The following is a 19,773-nucleotide window of genomic DNA, read 5'->3' on the forward strand; positions in this document are numbered from 1 at the left end:
CTACACCTCTTTTGATACTGATATGATTCCACTCTCTGGATTAATACTTAAACTATTCTTTGTACTTGATTTATTGCTTATACTACACTTGATATTATCATTAGCGTATATTGGTGCTAACAAAGGAATATCAAATGATTCCTTCTCGCCATCGTAGTCATAGCTACCACTAATAATAAGTGGAGTTACATTAACAGATGTTGTGCGCTTAGGTGCAATGCTATCAAAGGTTGTATATCCCATAACCTTTTTACCTAGCTTGCAAGTATACCAGTCATTCAATACCTTAGTACTGCTATCTGTTTGCCTTAATATAAATGACTCACCTTTGTTTTTATTATTAGTATTTGCAACAAAAAACTTAATGCAATTGATTTTAATCTTTCTAGTATCAGTATTCTCATCTGTTATTGTTGGTTCATCACCAATGATACTCATATATTTTTTTTGAGTACTGTTATAATATCTCACAACTTATCACTCCTCTTGACCTATTATCTCGCCACCAAGTGGACTAATAGCTAAATCTGAATAGTCTTTATAATTATCTAGAGTTGTAATATAATTCTTTTCTCCATCAGCTAATCTTCTATATGTCCACTTAGGCGGTTTAGTTACATTACCTTGTACAACTCTTGCACCAGTAAAACTAAATGAATATATGTTTTCATCAAGTCTTGTCTCTTCACATTTTTCATACGCATAAAAACCAGTATTAATTTGATAATTCCATCTTTTTGGAACAAATAAATAAACATAATTTTGAATTAGAACTTTCTCTCTAATTCTATTTCGATACGCTATGTTATCAACTAAAATAGTAAAATCTATACTTGGTGTTTTTCTATTGTCATTGATATATGCAATAGGCAATGTACTACCTTGAATCTCTAACATCTGAGTAGTTGATTCAGTTGTATAATGTCCTGTAGATATTACTCCATTAGACTCATATTGATTAAATCTAATGCCTTCACCTAACTCATTAATAAAGATTCCATAATCTACATCTGGCTCATCTCTAGCAATTATTCTTTGAGTTTTTGAGTAAGACCCTACTTTTACATATCTATACATTGTTCCACTTGTAACAGTTGTATTAAAGTCTGGTCTAACTTTAGCACCATTTTTCAATGCCATTCTAAACCTAGTGCATTTACCACCTTTTGTAGATAAACCTTGCGTTCTGCTCATACTTGCCATATCTCTAGCTAATCCATAATCATATGCCTTGCCACGTTTCCTGAAGAATAATCTTAAATCAAAACCATCAGCACCATCTTTAAATAGTTTAATTTGATTTCTTTTATTGTCTACATCACGTTTATTTATAAACATCCAAAATCTCTTAGACCATGCTTTAGAGTTTGCCCATGCTTTTGTAAAGAATACACTTCTTGGTGTTTGGTTATTCCCATAGTCAAAATAAACTATGATATTATCATAAGTATTTTTATCTAATTGCTTATATGCAATACGATCTTTCTTTTTACCTTTACCTTTGATTTTTATAGTTTCATAACCACCATTAAAACCTTTATTATCTCCACCAGTACCAATCCATGCACTTAAATTAACTACATGAGTACCGTTTTTGTTTAAATTATTTAGATATTGAGTCTTAGCAGTAGCAGTGCCTGTGCCAGACAATACTCCATCACTTGAAACTTTTAAATCACCTAAATTCCAATTTTCACTCCAATAATTTTTTCTTGAAGCTGAAGAATTTTTATAAGCTTGTTTTTGATAAACCTCATAAGATACTTTGTATTCATAAACTTTTCCAAAATCATTTATATCATGAAATTGATATTTAGTAGTATCACTGTCAGTTTGCATAATAGTTTCAAATGATGCAGAACCTACTTTTCTTTCAATTTTAATATTTGATAAAAAAGCATTTTTAGTGTTGTCAGTTATTTTTATTATTGTTTGTGGAATAAAACCACCAACTTGTTCTATAATAATTGCCATGATTAAACTCCTATTATGTATCTTAATACCATTGTATTATTGCTGTTTTGGATATTATCATTACTTCCAATAATTTTGTTATTCGATATATAAATATACTTACTATATAAATTAGAAAAACTTGTAATTTTTGCGCCTATAGAACCGTGCATTGTATGACCATTTCCCGGCATTAATTCAACTAATTTTTTAGGAATGAAAAAACTATTCCAGTAATAATCTCTTACTTCTCCATCAGCGAATGCACTCCACACAAATACTAATCCATTATTTAATGTATCAACATTTTGAGTTAAATTAATTGTTTTAGATGCATCCATATACCAACTCCCGGACCACAAAACATTCTGTGTTTTGATATTATCAATCATTTCTGAATTATTACTGACTCTATCAGTTAAATCGCTAATTTGAGTATCTAAAACATCATTTCTAACATTATCTAATTTTATTTTGAAACCGCCACTTTCAGCGCTGCTTAAAGTATTTAACGTTACATCATATCCACTTGTTTCATCTTCTCTGACCGTAAATGAAGTAATAGCATCTTTTGTTTTATCTAACGCATCAAAATTTAATACATTTAGTGTTGGATTCTCTTCATTAGTTCTATCAATGTATACGTTAGAACCGCTTTGAAATTTATATTCTCTTTTTGCTATTTCTGATGAATTTAGACCTGTAATTGCATCAATTTCATCTTTAGTATAAGTTTCTTCTTGGGGCAAAAAGGTTTGTCCAAAATCTACGAATTTTTTCCCATCCCACATTCTAAATGTTTTAGTTAATTTTTGATAGAAAACTGAAAACAGAGGAATTTCTAATCCATATACAACCTCTTGCATACTATAGTTATTTGGAAAAACTGTACTTAAATGATCACCATTATACATAGCATATAAACTAGGAATACTAGATTCTTCATAAATCATGAACCTTAACCCCGAATAGTCTTCTTCACCATAATATCCTCCAAGGCCTTGCCAATCATCTTTTGCTAATTCTTCATCACTAACAACTAAGTCTGCTTCTCTGATATTGGTTTTATCATACGTTGAAATATCATGTTTATATGCAAAATTAGATCTAATACACAAATATGTTAATGGACTATCAATTCCATAAATCATGTATACACTACTTGTATCACTTCCAATTGAAATGTATTCACCAATATCATCACTCATTGTTTGAGTTAATGGCTTACCAACAAAATCATTAATGTTTAAAATTAATACCTCTTCTATAATTTCAACAGTGCTAACTTGATATTTTGGTGCAACTACTTCTGTAGATAATTGATACAAAGTAGGTACAGCATTACTCTCAGATAATGCTGTTATGTACTCTTGCATTTCAGCAAGTTTTTCTTGAAATCTTATTTCTAAATCACTTTTATCATCCAGTGTTAATACTTGTTGGTCTAATGCGTTAACTAAAGTATCTAAATCTCTAGGTATATCTGGATTTGTTGCGTAACTTGGTAATTCTAACCGCACCATAGCGTCCTTTATGCTCATGAAAGACAGCTTTTATCTTCTCTGAGAGAATTTCTCTCCACTTGTTGTTTTGAAGGACGACGATATATGCTATAATACAATAAAGTAAAAACGATCGTTATGTTATAGAAAATAAAAATTTTTAGTGGGCCGTCTATAGTATGCTCTATCTTGATTTAAAAAATTCGCCTAAGGGTAAATGAATGATGTTTAAAGTGGATTTTTTATGTTTGAGTTAGACAATAGGCTACTTTCTGTTCAATGTACAAAGTTTTTACAGGGTTAAAGTTTACTATTGTTTCTATTGTTTGAAATATTGAAGGAGGAGTATCAAATGGAAAATAAAAGTAGATATGCCACGAAATTTTATGTGGTTTTAATGATGTTAAGTTTAGTGTCTCAGTTGTTTGTGCCAGTTCTTCAGGTAGCAGCGGTTGAAGTATCGACTGTAGTAACAGAGATGACTGCTAAGTCAACGGGGGAGAATACAACGGGGGAGAATACAGCAGAATTAAATTTAAGTTTAAATAATACTAGTTCTGAGAAGAAAAGTGAACAAATTAAACTTGATTCAGATGTATTAATGATACCAGGTGTATTAAATACATTGGTAAGTACAGAAGGCAAAAATGTTGGAACGTATCAAATTAAGAATCGACAAATTGATGTTGAGATTAATGAGAATGTTTCTGCGCAAGTTAACATTCCAGTTACTTTTTCAGCCACTGATACGGCAGCAACTGCAACATTTACAAATGGTCAATTAACAGCAAACGTTGATGTGGCTGCAAAGCAGAATAAGACATCATCTTCATCTACTAGTAGTTCTGAAGAAAAAGTAACTACTAGTACGAGTACAACATCAAGCACAAGTATAACTTCAAAAAGTGAAGTTAGTCCAAAAGCAACAACTCAGGATGAGCAAGCAAATGATATTAGCAGTTACTTACCTGATAGTTCTAATGGCACTATTATAGATAAAGCAGATATTAAATTTACAGATCCAAGCAATAATGAGGTTAGTGCAGCAGATGTCACAGCTGATACAAATGTATCATTAGCCTATAATTGGTCAATACCTAATGAACTAAAGGATGGCTATAGTGTTAAAGCTGGAAATTATTTTGAGTTTAAATTACCAGCAAATATTACCTATCGTGCAGGAACAGGTGACCTTGGAGACTATGGTACGTATGAGATAAAAAGTGATGGTACTGTACGTTTCACATTTAATTCAAATGTTGACGATATAGAGAATATTAAAGGTACCTTTAATTACAATCGCGCTAAGATCAATGTTACTGAACCTGGTCAAACGACAATTATTGTACCAACAACTTCAGGAGATCAAAAGGTTGACATTATTGCTAATCCAACTGGTGGTAATGATATTGCTAAGTCTGGAACTGTATCACCAGCCAAAAACCCACAAAGTGTGAATTGGCAAGTTGATATTAACACTAACGGTAGGACTTTAAATAATGCAGTTATTAAAGATACTCTACCTAAGGGTTTGAAATTAACTGGTACTCAAGTTTATCTGTTGAATATTGATTTGAAAGGTAATATTACTGGTGAAGGTCAACAATTAACGGAGAAAACTGATTATACTGTATCAGATAACGGTACGGTTACTTTGATAGGAAACTATTCAAAGACACAACAAGCATTTAGAATTAAGTATGCAACTGATATAGAAGCGGATGCAATTCCAAACGAGGGTGGAGATGTTAAATTTGAAAATAATGCAACATTAGTCAACAATGGTAAAGATTATCCAGCTCAGGCTACAGTAACAGCTAGTTATGGTAAGTTATTAGATAAGAAATACGAGGGTGCTTCAGCTTCAGGGTCACAAAAATTAGATTGGACGATTAACTACAATGCGGGCGATAAGAAGCTACTAGCTGGGACTGTATTAACTGATAATTTATCAGGAGCACAGGAATATACTGGAATACCAAAACTAGTATATACGGATGGACCAAATAGTGGTCAAGAAGTTAAACAAGCTGACTATGAGATCACTTACAATAGTGATAAGACTCAAATGACTATTAAGTTTACAAGTAGTTTAGAACAAGCGGTTAAAATTACCTATCAGACGCAAGTGAATACGCCAATTAATGGGTCAACAACCATTGGTAACTCTGCTGAAAGTAATGGCAAAACAGTGACGGTTGATGGCAAAAAGGTTGTGGAACAAGGAATTGTTAAGTCTCTAGGTGCTGTTGACTATAATGCAAAAACAGTTATATGGAATGTGAGAATTAATCAAGGCCAACAAGAAATGACCAACTGGTCAGCTGAAGATACAATTCCAGACGGTCTAACATTAGTAGATGATGAGTCATTTGTATTAAAGGATGTTACAACCAATAAAGCTTTGGTACGTGGAACTGACTATCATTTCACTAAAACGGATACTGGGTTCGAAATTGAATTATCAGGAGCATATAAAACGACTTCTGATGAATTCTTATTAACATATAAGACGAATTTTGATACTAAAAAATTAATTGGTAATAAATGGACAAATAAAATTGTGGCTACTTGGACAGATAAAAATGGTGATGCTCACCTTAATAATGGTCAAGCAGATTTTAAACCAAAAGAAGAATTCGTAACGGATGGTACAAAATCAGGTAGTTATAATGCAGTCAATAAGCATATTACATGGACAGTTGTGGCTAATTATAATCAACGAGAATTAAAGAACGGTAAATTGGTAGATACACTGACAGGGGATCCAGAGTATGTTACTGATAGTGCCAAGTTATATGAAGCCACAATTAATCTAAATGGTAGTTATACATTAGGTAAGCAAGTTGATACAAATATTGATTATGATAAAGATAGCAGAACACTAACGGCTAATTTGCCAGAAAATAGCAATAAGGCTTATGTTATGATATTTGAAACTTCATTAGAAGGTAAAGTCATTGACGCGCCTAGCTATGATAATACTGCAAAGTATACAAATGATGGTCAGGATAAGGACCTAACTGCTAAAGTGTCAGTACCAAATAGTGGTAAGGTTGCTTATAAAACTGGTGAGCAAGATCCAGAAGATTCTGCTTATGCGGTATGGAATATTACAGTAAATCCAGAGCAATCAACATTGAAAGATGTTACAGTTGTTGACAAGCCATCAACGAATCAAGTGTTGGATAAGAGCGACGTTATTGTTTATGGAACAAAAATTGCCACTAACGGTGCAATTACAGTTGATAAGGATAGTGTGTTAACAGAAGGTAAGGATTATTCAATTGATATTACGACTGACCAAACAAGTGGTGAGCAAGTCATGACGATTAAATTCTTACATGAAATTTCAACATCATATTCTGTTCATTATCGAACATTAATTAATAGTTCTAAGATAAATGATACGTTGAGAAATACAGTGACTGTCACTGGTACAGGTGAAAAAGTAGTTACTGGAGAAGTTACAACATCACATGATGTTGTAAACAATAGTGGAACTGCTGAAGGAACGAATTTAGACTATCAATTGACTAAGGTTGATAAGGATACTGACAAGGTTCTAAGCGGTGTTAAATTTGAACTTTGGTCGTACAAAAATAATGCTAAGGGTCAACTATTGCGTACAGGAACAACGGATGATAAGGGACAAATCAGATGGAATAATCTGAAGAGTGGTAAGTATGTTCTTGTAGAAACGGCACCAACTGATTATCAAACGGTTACAGACCGAATTATTACATTGAAGGCTGCTGATACTAATTCTGATAAGCTTGTTATTAGTACAATCGCAAATGAGAAGGTTAAAACTTCGGTTAGTGGTGAGAAAACTTGGGTAGATAATAATGACCAGGATGGTGTACGGCCAGATAAAATTACGGTTAACTTACTAGCAGATGGTAAAAAGGTTGACTCAAAGACGGTAACCGCAAAAGACGGTTGGAAGTATGAATTTAATGACTTAGATAAGTTCAAGGCTGGTCAAGAAATTAAGTACACGGTTTCCGAAGCAGCAGTTGACGGTTACAAGACAACGTATGATGGCAATAACATTGTTAATACGCATCAGGTATCCAAGACGAGTGTGTCAGGCCAGAAGACGTGGTCAGACCATGATAACCAAGATGGTGTACGACCAGATGAAATTACGGTTAACTTACTAGCAGATGGTAAAAAGGTTGACTCAAAGACGGTAACCGCAAAAGACGGTTGGAAGTATGAATTTAATGACTTAGATAAGTTCAAGGCTGGTCAAGAAATTAAGTACACGGTTGCCGAAGCAGCAGTTGACGGTTACAAGACAACGTATGATGGCAATAACATTGTTAATACGCATCAGGTAGCTAAAACGAGTGTGTCAGGCCAGAAGACGTGGTTAGATAATAATGATCAAGATGGTAATCGGCCAGACAGTATCACACTACACTTATTGGCAAATGGTAAGGAAGTGGCAACGAAGACGGTAACCGCTAAGGATAACTGGAAGTATGAATTTAATGACTTAGATAAGTTCAAGGCTGGTCAAGAAATTAAGTACAGTATTTCTGAAGATAAGGTCACAGGTTATAAAACAACGGTTAGTGGTTATGATTTGACTAATATTCTAAATGAATCGTCAATACCCGTTAAGAATCAATCAATCAATCAAGGAACACCAAAAAATCATAAGCATCAAGGATTACTGGAAAGTATACTTCCTGCCACTGGTGTATTAAGTTCGAAGAACTTTGTGATTTCTGGATTAGTGTTTATCTTGTTTGTATTAAGTAGTCTTGGGTATGTGTTTATTAAGAGACGTCATAATGACTAATAAATTTTATGTCGATGTGATAGATGAATACATTATCTAAAAAATAAAAATAGTCTGTGAATCAGTATGCAACATCAGATTCACAGACTATTTTTTTAAGCGGATGCATATAGCGTATCAAATTAAGATGGGAAGCTAGTTAAAATGAGAAAAATTGATAAAATTTGTCAATATATATTATTAATTATCATTTTATGTAGCATTAGTTACATTTGCTACCAACAAAATTGGCTGGGCGTTCATAATAAAATCGTGCAAGAAATACGTTCACATAGGGTCGTAGTTGATGATAGCAAGAAGATGAGTTTGGTTGATCGTAATAGAATTAGACAACGCCTAATGCGTGAAACGCAAACTGGTCTAAAAAAGCAAGGATTTGTTAGTATACCTGTTGTTGGTATTCTTGAGCCTATTTTTAATGATGCTTATTCAGAAAAAGGTCTGCAAGCAGGTGCAAATTATGCAAATCGTAGCTCGGTAGATCCAACTGGTAAGCAAGTACCAGTAATGGGGCAAGGTAATTATGGACTGGCTAGTCATAATTTTGATGATGGTTTAACGGGGTTTAGTGGTTTGCAGCAAAATTATCAAAATGATTCACCTTATCTTGTGAATGGGCAGAGACAAAAAAGTAATTGGTTGAATAATCAAGCCATTTACCTAGCTAATAGTGACGGTATTTTTGAATATCGTATTAAACAACAACGGCTGGTTAAGGCTGATGACGTGAGTGTGCTTGATCCCAGTCAAAATGCACAGGTAACAATTATTACTTGTTTATTTCCAAGTACAGCATATCGTATTACAACAATTGGGCATTCTCTAAACAACCATTTACATTGTCGTATGTTGTAATTTTTGTTCCAGTAGCTAAATCATAACCATGCACAATTGCATAATCGATAGCACGATACATTTGAGACATGTTTTCAGCTAATCTAGTAGCAACTAACTCATTGTATGTTCCGTTTTCTTTAGCAGCTTCAATCTCTTGTCTTGTCATTCTGAAATCACAAGGTATAGTTAATGTAACTAAATCAATTTTATCTACAATACCTTCATTTGTTTTTTTAGTTTGACCTAATGCAGTTTGAAAAGATGGAATATCAGCATTTACTAAAAATGCTCTATTTCCTTCCCAATTAATTGGTACTTGTCTAGCTGCTCCTAAAATGATTGATGATCTTGTAGCAGTAGCTGATAAAATCTCTCCCATTTTTACTGGGAATGGTATTAAATTTGGCATATTTCTTTCTCCGTTTCGTATTTTATTTTAAATAATTAACGGCTATTTAAACCTACCCAACATTTTTACGCTTTGTTGTAAAAGCTACCCTAGTTTAAAGTACTAGTTACTTATTTAAACCCTTGCGTGCCAAATAACGCTTAATTTTTTCTTCTTTAGCTTTTGACTCTTGAATAATTTGTAGTATGCCTTTAACTTTCTTTCGTTGTTTACTTCCATAATTTGTAATGTAGTCTTTAACGTTTATTTCAATACTACTTAAAATTAATTCTTGGATGTTTAATCCTTGAGTCTCTAATATCTCTAATGCGTATAATTCAGCATCGCTTGGTTATAAATCAATTAATTGTTTGATTGTTAAATCATCTATATCTAATACGTGATAATTTCTAGCAAAATATTTTTTTATTCTGTTATTTTTGCAGTCATTTGAGAAGTACTTAATGATGTGATTTGTTGCATCATTGGTTGCAAAAAAATACCAAGTTCCTCATAGCTTTCAAAACTATCAATAATGTCAGTTGCTTTATCTTCACCATATAAAAATTCGACAAAATCAATAATATAAGTTCCGTCAATTTGCATTTTTTTAACTAGTCTTGCAAATTTAGGCATACCTACTTTTTGTCGTAATACCTCATCTTTAATCTCTAAAATATTTTTATCTATCATTTTATTTACCTCCTAATAATTTTGAAGTTAATATATCTCCAATTTCACTATCTTTTGGAATCTTATTTTCTGAAGGATTAGGTGGTGTAACTACTGGCTTGTGTGAGTCAATAAATTTTGCCAACTTCTTTACACTATTTTCAATAGCTTCTTCATTATCTCCAGCTATTAAATCTAAGCTATCAACACTTAATCCGTTTTCAAGTGCTTTGTTTAATTTAATGTCTTTTAATTTATATGAATTAAGTTCATTATTTATTTTTTCAAAACCATTTAATTTTGACTTAATTTCCTTTTGACTTTCTTTGTATTTATCAATATCCTCAATGCCTAAGTCACTAAAAATCTTATCTCTTGTTTCTTTTTTTGTAGCAGCAATGTGATTATTTAAGTCTTCTTGCGTAAAAGATTTTTCAGTTTCTTGTTGATCATCTGCAAAAAACTGAATATTTAATTTAAATTTGTTAGTATTCATCACTTTTTCTCCTTTTATTTAGTAATTATATTTTGACACTAAAAAACCAGTTATAACTATACAAAAACTGTACTGTTTAACTGGCTGTTTAATTTTATAAATAGAAGTCTTCGCTTTTTCGATCTCTTTTAAAATATCTCTTTACACTTGGTGTTACTTCTTTTCCTGGATTTTCTTTTTTCCATTTTTGCTCATATATCTTATAATTCTGCTCATTTATATCATGTAAATATTGATATTGTTCATCTCTATTTAATTTTTCAAATTCTTTAAAGCTAATCTTTTCCATTTTAATCTACCACCTCTAAAATGATTTTATCTTTTTCTTTCTTCAGTAATTTATACTTAGTATCTTTATCTAGTAAAAGTTCTTTTTCATCTGGGCTTAATGACTGTTCTCCAATATAACAACATCTAGAATTTTTAGGCACGTATATTTCTAAAATTACATCTTCTTTAAATTCTAATGCCATATTTTCATCTAAAGTTGTACTATAGAATATTTTTTCTTTGAATTTTTCCCCAACGTTTATATCATTATAATATTTAGAATTTGTACCTCGAAATGTAATAACATCATCTTTTAGGTTAAATTTATCCATAGTTTCAGAAATATGATGTATATTTGCATTTATATCTGCAACTATATTTTTACTTTTCCCTGACAGATATTCATTTATGATAGATGCTTCTACATCTGTATATCTGGTTATTGCTTCAGCTTCATATTTATCTAATTCTTTATACCAAGACTTAGACTGTTTTTCTAATTTGTTAATTATTGTTACATCTGCTTTTACAAATTTATCAATTACATCAATTGTTTTATCTACAACTATATCTACGATTTTAGATAGTTCTTCATTAATGCGACTTCTAAAATTTCCTAGTTCTCGTTCTTCCCAGACACCTTTTTTAGCTCCAGTATATTCCTTGTTATTGCCTGTAGAAATAATAGCACATTGACATGAATCATGCCTTGCAAAACTAATATCAGATTGTTCATCCCCTGTACCTTGTTGTTCTAAACACCATTTACACGGTTTTGAACCTCTTGCCACTCTTACATATGCTCTACTCATGATGTACACGCTCATACTTTAATACATTAGTAAACGTTGTTAAAAACGTTCTTTTTATCCCAACAAAATTAGCAATTTTCACATCATTAATCAGTATACCTAAATTATTATATACTTGGTCAGTTGTATTTTTAACTTCGTAAAACTCTTTAGCTAGTCTTATTGTACTTTTATACCATGATATAGCTATTTCTAATGCTTTATCAACATCAGTTTGATTACTTAATATGTTTATTATATCACTTGTTGAATTCACATAAGAATCAAAACACTTAAGTTTTATTGATATTTCTTTTGTTATATTGATTGTTTTATGTTTTGCTGCCTTTACATTACCTAGCTTGCTATAATCATCAAATTCTAACATATAATCACCTCATCATTATAATAAGCTGATTAATTAATGCTAAACTATACAATTAACGTAAACTTTATAAGTGATTTGAAAGCTTATCATTTATAATTACAATCCTTTTATCTATGCCAGATACTGAATATCCGAGTAAATATGCAGTATTTTCTCTACTATATCCCTTTAGATAAATACATTCAAATATTTCTTTATCTTTATCGTATGGCTTCTCATTTAGGTTATCAATTGCATTTTTTAAAATGCCTACACGATTTCTTATATATAACATTTTATGTAATACTTCGCTATCGATTTTTTGATTATCATTTATTTTTTCTAAAAGTTTATATTCATCTTCATAATATTTCAGTTTATTCAAATCATTTTTATATTTTTGAATTTGTTTTCTAAATGATTTTCCCAATTTGTTATTCCTCCTTTTATAAGTAATTGTGTTATAATTTAGATGTCATAATAAATCATAAAACACTCTTACTAAAGGGTGTTTTTTCATGTTTAAATCAATTATTAATAAATATCCAGGATGTAATAAGTTCTAATAATTATTTCAATTTAGACACAGTATATATACAAATGCGAGCATAAGTGCAAGTATTGGAACAAGTATTGTCAGTAATGCTAAGTAGTTATTTAAATAATATTTATTGATATTAAATCTATAATTTTTTAGTGCTTTTTTTCATTTCCTAATTCTTCCAATAAAAATGGATCATTCATACTTTTGATATGGTCCAAAATTGGTTGTTCTAATCCTGCCATTATAAATCTTATCCTTTCTTTATTTCCATCTATTCTTATGCTTTCGTATTTTCCCACTATTATGTCCTGTATTTGGATCATAAGTTGAAGATGTTACTTTAATACCATTTTTCACTTTAAACTCTTTTACGTATTTATTTATGATGTATTCATTTCTTAAATCTTTATTTTTGAAAAACTTTTCTTCAATTGTTCCATCTTGATACTTAATTTTATATATTGGCATTTATTTATCTCCTTTAAAATTCACAAGCTTTTATCCATTTACCTTTGATTAAATAGATTTTATTATTTATTTGATTTTGGTAGCTTTTACTAAATATACGTTCTCCTACCATTAGTGATTGTTTTATCTCATCTCTTGTTAAAAACTGTCCTAGATATTTATCATGCTTCCAAACATCATAGACATATATTTCTAAGTCTTTAAGCGTAAATTTTAAATTTCTAATATATCTAACTGAAACATCTAGATTATAATAGTCTTTTAAAATAACACCATAGCGTCTTAGGTATTTTGGGAACATTCCTAGTTCATCTTCAACATAAAGTTGAACTACATCTTTTTTATTTGGCTTAATATATTTCTTGCCTTTAATACTGCGAATATCCATATATAGATTATATTCATATTTTGGATATTCTTCTAACTGATACCAATCCATAATACTGCTCCTTTTCAATCATTTTCATAAAATTGTATTTTGCCACTTTTAATAAACTTATCAAGGGTATTATCTACTCTTGTATATGTTAGATGATATTTATTTTTAAATTCATTCTCACCAATCATATGAACTTCAATATGATGATCAGAACATAATGGTAATACTTGTAATCCAATGTGCGATATTTTATTTCTATTTCTACCAATGCCTACTCTGTCAACATGATGTATTTGAGCGTGAGGCTTACCGCAGATTACGCACTGTCTTTTTAAACACATCATAAGCACTTGATATGGCAAAAAATTAAAGTCTTCATATTCTTTTGTTTTAAGATTTATTGGTATGTTGTTTATGATTACAAAATCTATTAAGTCAGTTATCAACCTTATTGCTTGGTCTTTTGTACATATACTTAAACTTTGAATGTGATTATGAAGCATTATCTGTTTTCTAATTATCTCTTTATCGTGGCCTGTATAGTATTCAATGTCTTTACAAATTGCAAATATACATTTTCTTTGAGAATCAGTAATTCTGATTCTGTCTGTAATATACATTTCAACTTTAAGTGGTTCATTCTCACTTAACATAAGCTGCTCTAGGCTAGATAACTCTAATCCTAGAACAACTACATCATTTCCTTTTTTAATCAAGACTGGCATTATTTAAAATGGCAACTCGTTATCACTGATTGATAATTCTTTATCAAAAAATTGGTTACCTGTATTTACTTTAACTGATTTAGTATTATCATTAACAATATTAGATTCCTTACTTTCCAAAAATTCGAAATTTTCTACAACTACTTCTGTAATATAGACACGACGTCCATTAGCATCATCATAGTTTCTAGTTTGAATTCTTCCATCAACACCAATTAAAGCACCTTTTGCAAGATAAGTCGCCATTGTTTCTGCAGGTTTACCCCAAGCTATACAGCTGATAAAATCCGCTTCACGTTCGCCACTTTGATTTGTAAAAGTTCTATTTACTGCAATAGTAAAGTTAATAAAACTTCTTCCAGATTGTGTCTTTTTAAGTTCTAAGTCTCTAGTTATTCTTCCTGTTAAAACAGTTCTATTCATGCAAATGCCTCCTTTTAATATAAATCTTCATAAATGCCAAGATCGGTTAAACTTATTTGCGATTGATCAATATCTTCGGCATATAGTCTTATTCTTAATTCTTCTATAAATTTTTCTAAATCTTTTAAAACTTCATAATTTAATACATTTGACTTTATTTTCCTTTTTACTTCATTTGAAGTTAAATCATATTCATATTCTGAATTTTGAATACTTAATCCAATTTGAATATTTTTATTCGTTACTCTTTGACTGAAAATTTCAGCATCTTCAAATAACTTATTAATTAAGAGTAATCTTTCATTTAATATTTTAGCTTGTTGATTATTATCCATATATTTTCTCCTTATAATCCAATAAATTTTAATTTAACACCTTGCCAATTTTTGTTAATTTCAAAATCATGGGTAATTGATTGGATATGTTTAGCATTATCATTTTCTAACAATTCCATATTTTGAAGCTCATCTAATATAGCTTTCAATAAAAGATTATCTAAATCAAAATTACTAGATTTAGATTGCCATACTGCATTTATTTTAGCTGGCGTAGCTATAAGCTCGTTTATCTGAGCTTTTACTTGCCAACAAATTAAAGACTGCAGGTCTTTTTTGGCTTTATTGGAAACTGCCCAATGAGTCCTAGCTAGTTGAGTGTAATTATTTAAATTAAAGTTTTTTAAAGGCATTTCAATTTTGATTTCTGTCATTTTATTCTTCCTTAAAATAATTTTTGTTGTTCTTCAAATTCAATGCTTAACAGTTCATCTTTTGACTTTTTATAAATATCTCTTAATACCTCGAATCCGAATGAGTTACGTTTTGTTTTTTTTGTAGCCAATAATGTTGTACCACTCCCAGCCACTGGATCAATAACTACATCACCCTCATCAGTAAAGGTTTTAATTAATTTTTCTAATAAATTAACTGGTTTTTGTGTTGGATGTATTTTGGGTACTTCTTTTACACTATCCCTTTTAAACTCAAACCAATTCAATATCATTTTTTTACCTGTTTCTTCTTGTTGCCAAGCATTGTTAAATTTAGGTAATTTGTCACGATATAATACAACTGCATATTCTGTTGCACCTAGTATTTTTTGATTAGCTTTTAAAGCTTGTCCACTTGTTTTTTTAATAAAAAATAACGGATAAGCATTTTTAAATCCATATCTTTTACCAATTTCGATTAACATATGCATTTGCTGAAATGCACAGAATATAATCATTGCTGGTGCTTTTCCTTTTTCTTTAGGTTCTTTGATTAAAAGCTTTTGACAAAAATGCATATATTCTACTAAATTAAAATTTTTATCGCTAGGGAAGAATTGCGAATTTGCTTTTTTACTTTCCCCATTTTTATTGTCTCCGCCAATATACCAACTCGGATTACTGGCATATGCATTATTTCCTAAATTATATGGAATGTCTGCTATAACTAATTGCGCTTTTGGTATGTTATACCTTTTATAGTTTTGAAAGCTATCATGATATAGCTCGCATTTTATCTTTCTTTGTTTATTTGCATTTTCCATTTTACTCTTCCTTTAAATAATTTTTAAAGAGTCGGTTTTGCATTTGAACATATTACTTATTAAGTAGAAAGTTTACACGCTCCTTTTTTATAAAGTTCCGACTCTTTTGTATAGCACACGATGTTATTTTTAAAAGTGAGTTATTCACTCCCTTTCTTGCTTTTTTAGTAAAGAACGCATCGCCTGCTTCTCTAATTCAATATTTAAATTTGGATCATTTAATGATTTAATATGTTGAATTATTATATTTTCCATTTTCGTATTTCTCCTTTTTTAAGATATTTACATTTGATTTTTATTTTCTAAATAAAATTTAATATATCAGCTGCTATCGTTAGCCCGCATAATATCAGCATTAAAATCATAAAAGGAGATATATCTTCTTCGCAATTTATATAGTCAATTGTGACTTTTTTTAATTTTTTTAACATATCTTACTCCTTGAAGGTAATTTTTATTATTATTGTCTTTCTAAAATACATCATTTAAGAACTTTTAAGCGTCTTTAATTCCATAGTTATATAAATACTCATTTTTAACATCAATAACTCATATGGACTAATAAACAAGTAAATTATTTGATTTTATTGTTTGTTAATACTTTCTTTTCTTTCATTTCTCATTTGATTTAGTATTTTGTCAACTTTTTTCTTATCAACTGGCGTTACTTTTTCAGTATATAACTGATCATCAACTCCCAAAGTTTCTTTTTCGTAATAGTTTTTAGTTGAATTAACAACAGGATTATATTTAACTTGTTTTTGATAATCCAAAAACATCTCGTTTAATAAAAATGAGTGAACATTTTTAATGAACTGTAATTGACATCCTAAATTTGCTTGAGTAATTAAATAATTTTCAAATCCAATTTTTATTTTTTCAAATGAATATTTTTTTAATTGCTTTTTTAATTGCAAGTCAACTAACTTTTTTGAAAATCTAGAACTAAAATTTTGATAGTATTTTGAAAATATAATTTTTAACATTTTAATATTATCTTGTATATTATCTATATTCTTTTCTATATTCTCTTCCTCTTTATTAATAGCCTCATCATTTTGATTAGGCAGACTAATCAATTTGATTAGGCATGCCTCATCATTTTGATTAGACATAACATCGTTTTTTTGTTGTGCCTCTTCAATTTGATTAGACACATATTCTTTATATTTTGGCGTTAATTTTAGTAATCTACAGTGAGCTAACTTCTTGCTTTCTATGAAATTATATTCAATTAAATTTGCAATTTTTCTAGTTACGGTTGGCAAAGAAACATTAAGCTCCTCTGCAATTGTTTTATTTTTTTTAACATAGCCTCGACCTTTAGAAAAATATTCAATATCATTTAAAATTATAGCCTCAATGATATCAATCTTTTTAGCGATTACTAACTTATACGTGTGAGAATCTATACTTATCATTGCTTTTTTTACTGCCATTTTTAGACTTCCCTTCTTGCCATCTCCTGCTTGCGTTTATTCTATATAATCGAAACATCATATTATCACTGTTATTTGCGATACCTATGCTTGTTTTCTTTGTTTTTATTGTTATTATTAAATTGGCCTTTTTTGACCACTTTTTTACGGCTATTTATTCTTTTGAGACCTAAATATATCGACTAATTCCTCTTGATTCATTTCTGTGTAAATTGCTGTTGTATTAATGTTTGAATGAGATAGCAATTGTTTTAGTTGACTGATGTCTCCTTTTTTTACATATTCTTTTGCAAATAAGTGTCTAAGCGCATGTGGATATACTTTAGTTTTTTTTACTTTAGCTTTTCCAGATAAGCGTTTAAGCTTGCTGCGATAACTAGTTTTTGATTTATTAAAAATAATTTCTTCTGGTCCTTTAAATGAATAAAGTTGTTCTAGCTGCTTTCTTAGCCATAAAGGTAACGCTTTAGTAGAACTTTTACCTTTATTTCTTACTGTAAATGATTTTTTACTTAGATCATGCATTGTAATTTGACATACTTCAGATATTCTCATACCTGAATTCATAATCACTAGAATAAATGATTTAATATCATAGTCAGCATCGCATGCTTTAATTAATCTTTTAAATTCTTTTTTATTCAAATATTCTCTATGACCTAAATCTTGAATTTGCATATGCTTCAATTTTAAATCTAATGGATTTAGAGTAATTATCTTATTCTTATAAGCCCAATTTATATAAATGTTTAATATAACAATTTTACTATTGATTGTTTTTTCATTATCGTATGTACTAATAAGATACTGCTTAAAGCTTATTAAGGCTCTTTTAGATAGCTCTTGAATATTGTTGTCCTCACAGTACTTATTAAACTGTTTAAGGCAGTATTTGTAAGCTTTAACAGTATTATTTGCAAGCTCATTATTAATACATTCTTCGATATATTCTTCAACCTTAATAATCAACTTTATCATTCCTTTCATTTTTAATTTTATATATCTATTTTTTAGAAATCTCTTGCCTTAAAGCCTTTAGACCACTAACTAGTGCAAGAGGTAAATTTTGATTACTTAAACTTACTAAATCTTCATATTTTTCAAATTTAATTCTTTCTTTTTTATATATTTCAAAATTATCTTTTTTGATTATAAAACTCAAATTGCTTTTAGTTTTAATAAATATGTACTTTTCATTTATTACGTGATTTACAATAAGATCACTTGAGTAAAGATAATTCAATATTTTTCTTATTTCTGGAGTCATAATATATAACTTTTAGACCTTTCATTTTTCTTTTTATAATTATATTTTTTCCTATTTGCCAACTTCAATGTTATATTAGATATATCAAACCGATAAAATTATGTGTTCAACTAAAGTTGTGTGGCTTGCTGTTACTGCATCAGCAAATAAAGCTTTAGGTTTCATTTTTTCGTTTTGTTTTTCTAATTCTATTCTTTTATTTCTTTCCTCTTTTAATCTGGTTGCTGCTTCAATTAATAAATCAGGATTGTCTAATAATTGATCAGTAGCATACATTCCTTCTTTTCTAATTGTTGGTAGTACTTCACTTGTAACCCAGCGTTTGAATTTTTTAGCACTTGGCAATTTACTTGAGAGGATGAGACTGTACAGACCGGATTCATTGATGATAGTCAAATCCTGTTTCCCACCAAGGGTGTCACATTTCGTTACCCCCTTATCCTCTTCATCAACATGGTCAATTAATGTTTTTCGGGTATTTGTATAACCGAGAATACCAGCTACATCCTTGCCTACAAAATAAATTTCTTCTTCTATCTTAATTGTTCGGATTTCTCCGAATTCATTGTTTTTAAAAATTTCTAAATTATTCATATGTTTCTCCTTTGTGTTAGTAATCTACGTATGTTATAATTTAAACGTAGATTTTATTTGTTTTAAGCGATTTAACTGGCGGGTTATCGCTTTTTTGTTTGTCTAAATCATCTTGAGCTTTAACTAAGGTTTCTACTGTGCAATCTCTTACTTTTGCTACTCTACTAGCTAATACCCAACGTTGAGTAGTTTGTATTTTAAGGTCTTCTCTAACTTGTCTATTTATTTTTTTTATAATATTTTCACAAGTTCTTACCTTAAGTCTTAATACAATTGACATTGCCTCTGGGCTGACTAATTTATCTGTCATGT

General features: G+C 29.9%; 25 protein-coding genes and 1 pseudogene. 2 read left to right on the plus strand and 24 right to left on the minus strand.

Features of this window, described 5'->3' with window-relative positions; all coding sequences use genetic code 4:
- From ACD762_RS07575 to ACD762_RS07590, 4 genes and pseudogenes are all read right to left on the minus strand, one after another.
- Entirely contained in the window at positions 1-471 is a 471-nt protein-coding gene (locus tag ACD762_RS07575) for a hypothetical protein (protein ID WP_423363378.1), read from the minus strand.
- Positions 472-474: 3 nt separating this feature from the next.
- Positions 475-1,974 (minus strand): hypothetical protein, encoded by a 1,500-nt coding sequence (locus ACD762_RS07580; protein WP_423363379.1) that lies wholly within the window; start codon positions 1,972-1,974, stop codon positions 475-477.
- A 2-nt stretch (positions 1,975-1,976) separates the two neighbouring features.
- Positions 1,977-3,494: a hypothetical protein gene (locus tag ACD762_RS07585; protein WP_423363380.1), complete on the minus strand. Its 1,518-nt coding sequence runs from the start codon at positions 3,492-3,494 to the stop codon at positions 1,977-1,979.
- Positions 3,451-3,571, minus strand: a pseudogene (locus ACD762_RS07590) (IS3 family transposase); the annotation flags it as partial. The gene ACD762_RS07585 and the pseudogene ACD762_RS07590, both read right to left, overlap by 44 nt.
- Before the next feature lie 236 nt (positions 3,572-3,807).
- Here ACD762_RS07590 and ACD762_RS07595 point away from each other — a divergent pair.
- Together ACD762_RS07595 and ACD762_RS07600 are read left to right on the plus strand one after the other, a co-directional pair.
- Complete coding sequence (locus tag ACD762_RS07595) at positions 3,808-8,268, plus strand: Cna B-type domain-containing protein (protein WP_423363381.1); 4,461 nt, start codon at positions 3,808-3,810, stop codon at positions 8,266-8,268.
- A gap of 144 nt (positions 8,269-8,412) precedes the next feature.
- Positions 8,413-9,123, plus strand: coding sequence for a class A sortase (locus ACD762_RS07600; protein ID WP_423363382.1), 711 nt, complete (start codon positions 8,413-8,415; stop codon positions 9,121-9,123).
- On the opposite strand, the gene ACD762_RS07605 is transcribed toward ACD762_RS07600, so the two are convergent.
- From ACD762_RS07605 to ACD762_RS07700, 20 genes are all read right to left on the minus strand, one after another.
- Positions 9,071-9,514, minus strand: coding sequence for a hypothetical protein (locus tag ACD762_RS07605; RefSeq protein ID WP_423363383.1), 444 nt, complete (start codon positions 9,512-9,514; stop codon positions 9,071-9,073). The two genes, ACD762_RS07600 and ACD762_RS07605, sit on opposite strands and share 53 nt — an antisense overlap.
- Positions 9,515-9,919: 405 nt before the next feature.
- Positions 9,920-10,186, minus strand: coding sequence for a hypothetical protein (locus ACD762_RS07610; protein ID WP_423363384.1), 267 nt, complete (start codon positions 10,184-10,186; stop codon positions 9,920-9,922).
- A 1-nt stretch (position 10,187) separates the two neighbouring features.
- Positions 10,188-10,661: a capsid assembly scaffolding protein Gp46 family protein gene (locus tag ACD762_RS07615; protein ID WP_423363385.1), complete on the minus strand. Its 474-nt coding sequence runs from the start codon at positions 10,659-10,661 to the stop codon at positions 10,188-10,190.
- A 94-nt stretch (positions 10,662-10,755) separates the two neighbouring features.
- The gene (locus ACD762_RS07620) at positions 10,756-10,950 is read right to left on the minus strand and encodes a hypothetical protein (protein ID WP_423363386.1); all 195 of its coding nucleotides are present in this window, start codon (positions 10,948-10,950) and stop codon (positions 10,756-10,758) included.
- Between the two features lies 1 nt (position 10,951).
- Positions 10,952-11,743: an ADP-ribosyltransferase gene (locus ACD762_RS07625; RefSeq protein ID WP_423363387.1), complete on the minus strand. Its 792-nt coding sequence runs from the start codon at positions 11,741-11,743 to the stop codon at positions 10,952-10,954.
- Positions 11,736-12,110 carry a hypothetical protein gene (locus ACD762_RS07630; protein WP_423363389.1) on the minus strand — a complete coding sequence of 125 codons (375 nt, stop codon included), beginning with the start codon at positions 12,108-12,110 and terminating at the stop codon, positions 11,736-11,738. Before ACD762_RS07630 ends, ACD762_RS07625 begins: the two co-directional genes overlap by 8 nt.
- A gap of 64 nt (positions 12,111-12,174) precedes the next feature.
- Positions 12,175-12,519 carry a hypothetical protein gene (locus ACD762_RS07635; RefSeq protein ID WP_423363390.1) on the minus strand — a complete coding sequence of 115 codons (345 nt, stop codon included), beginning with the start codon at positions 12,517-12,519 and terminating at the stop codon, positions 12,175-12,177.
- Between the two features lie 375 nt (positions 12,520-12,894).
- Positions 12,895-13,101 carry a hypothetical protein gene (locus ACD762_RS07640; RefSeq protein WP_423363391.1) on the minus strand — a complete coding sequence of 69 codons (207 nt, stop codon included), beginning with the start codon at positions 13,099-13,101 and terminating at the stop codon, positions 12,895-12,897.
- Positions 13,102-13,114: 13 nt separating this feature from the next.
- A complete protein-coding gene (locus ACD762_RS07645) occupies positions 13,115-13,540 on the minus strand; it encodes a hypothetical protein (RefSeq protein WP_423363392.1) in 426 nt (141 codons plus the stop codon).
- Positions 13,522-14,196 carry a putative HNHc nuclease gene (locus ACD762_RS07650; RefSeq protein ID WP_423363393.1) on the minus strand — a complete coding sequence of 225 codons (675 nt, stop codon included), beginning with the start codon at positions 14,194-14,196 and terminating at the stop codon, positions 13,522-13,524. Before ACD762_RS07650 ends, ACD762_RS07645 begins: the two co-directional genes overlap by 19 nt.
- Before the next feature lie 12 nt (positions 14,197-14,208).
- On the minus strand, positions 14,209-14,628 hold the full coding sequence (gene ssb, locus ACD762_RS07655; protein ID WP_423363394.1) for a single-stranded DNA-binding protein: 420 nt from the start codon (positions 14,626-14,628) through the stop codon (positions 14,209-14,211).
- Between the two features lie 14 nt (positions 14,629-14,642).
- Positions 14,643-14,963 (minus strand): hypothetical protein, encoded by a 321-nt coding sequence (locus ACD762_RS07660; protein WP_423363395.1) that lies wholly within the window; start codon positions 14,961-14,963, stop codon positions 14,643-14,645.
- Between the two features lie 11 nt (positions 14,964-14,974).
- On the minus strand, positions 14,975-15,337 hold the full coding sequence (locus ACD762_RS07665) for a hypothetical protein (protein ID WP_423363396.1): 363 nt from the start codon (positions 15,335-15,337) through the stop codon (positions 14,975-14,977).
- 11 nt (positions 15,338-15,348) lie between these two features.
- On the minus strand, positions 15,349-16,161 hold the full coding sequence (locus ACD762_RS07670; RefSeq protein ID WP_423363397.1) for a DNA-methyltransferase: 813 nt from the start codon (positions 16,159-16,161) through the stop codon (positions 15,349-15,351).
- A 129-nt stretch (positions 16,162-16,290) separates the two neighbouring features.
- Positions 16,291-16,416 carry a hypothetical protein gene (locus ACD762_RS07675; protein WP_423363398.1) on the minus strand — a complete coding sequence of 42 codons (126 nt, stop codon included), beginning with the start codon at positions 16,414-16,416 and terminating at the stop codon, positions 16,291-16,293.
- Positions 16,417-16,745: 329 nt separating this feature from the next.
- Positions 16,746-17,600: a hypothetical protein gene (locus tag ACD762_RS07680; RefSeq protein ID WP_423363399.1), complete on the minus strand. Its 855-nt coding sequence runs from the start codon at positions 17,598-17,600 to the stop codon at positions 16,746-16,748.
- A gap of 150 nt (positions 17,601-17,750) precedes the next feature.
- On the minus strand, positions 17,751-18,569 hold the full coding sequence (locus ACD762_RS07685; RefSeq protein WP_423363400.1) for a tyrosine-type recombinase/integrase: 819 nt from the start codon (positions 18,567-18,569) through the stop codon (positions 17,751-17,753).
- A gap of 34 nt (positions 18,570-18,603) precedes the next feature.
- A complete protein-coding gene (locus ACD762_RS07690; protein WP_423363401.1) occupies positions 18,604-18,867 on the minus strand; it encodes a hypothetical protein in 264 nt (87 codons plus the stop codon).
- A 75-nt stretch (positions 18,868-18,942) separates the two neighbouring features.
- Positions 18,943-19,461: a BRO-N domain-containing protein gene (locus tag ACD762_RS07695; protein WP_423363402.1), complete on the minus strand. Its 519-nt coding sequence runs from the start codon at positions 19,459-19,461 to the stop codon at positions 18,943-18,945.
- Between the two features lie 40 nt (positions 19,462-19,501).
- Complete coding sequence (locus ACD762_RS07700; RefSeq protein WP_423363403.1) at positions 19,502-19,771, minus strand: hypothetical protein; 270 nt, start codon at positions 19,769-19,771, stop codon at positions 19,502-19,504.
- Between the last annotated feature and the right edge of the window lie 2 nt (positions 19,772-19,773).

This window comes from Mycoplasma sp. P36-A1 (assembly GCF_049478495.1).
Taxonomy (GTDB): domain Bacteria; phylum Bacillota_I; class Bacilli_A; order JAJDGJ01; family JAJDGJ01; genus P36-A1.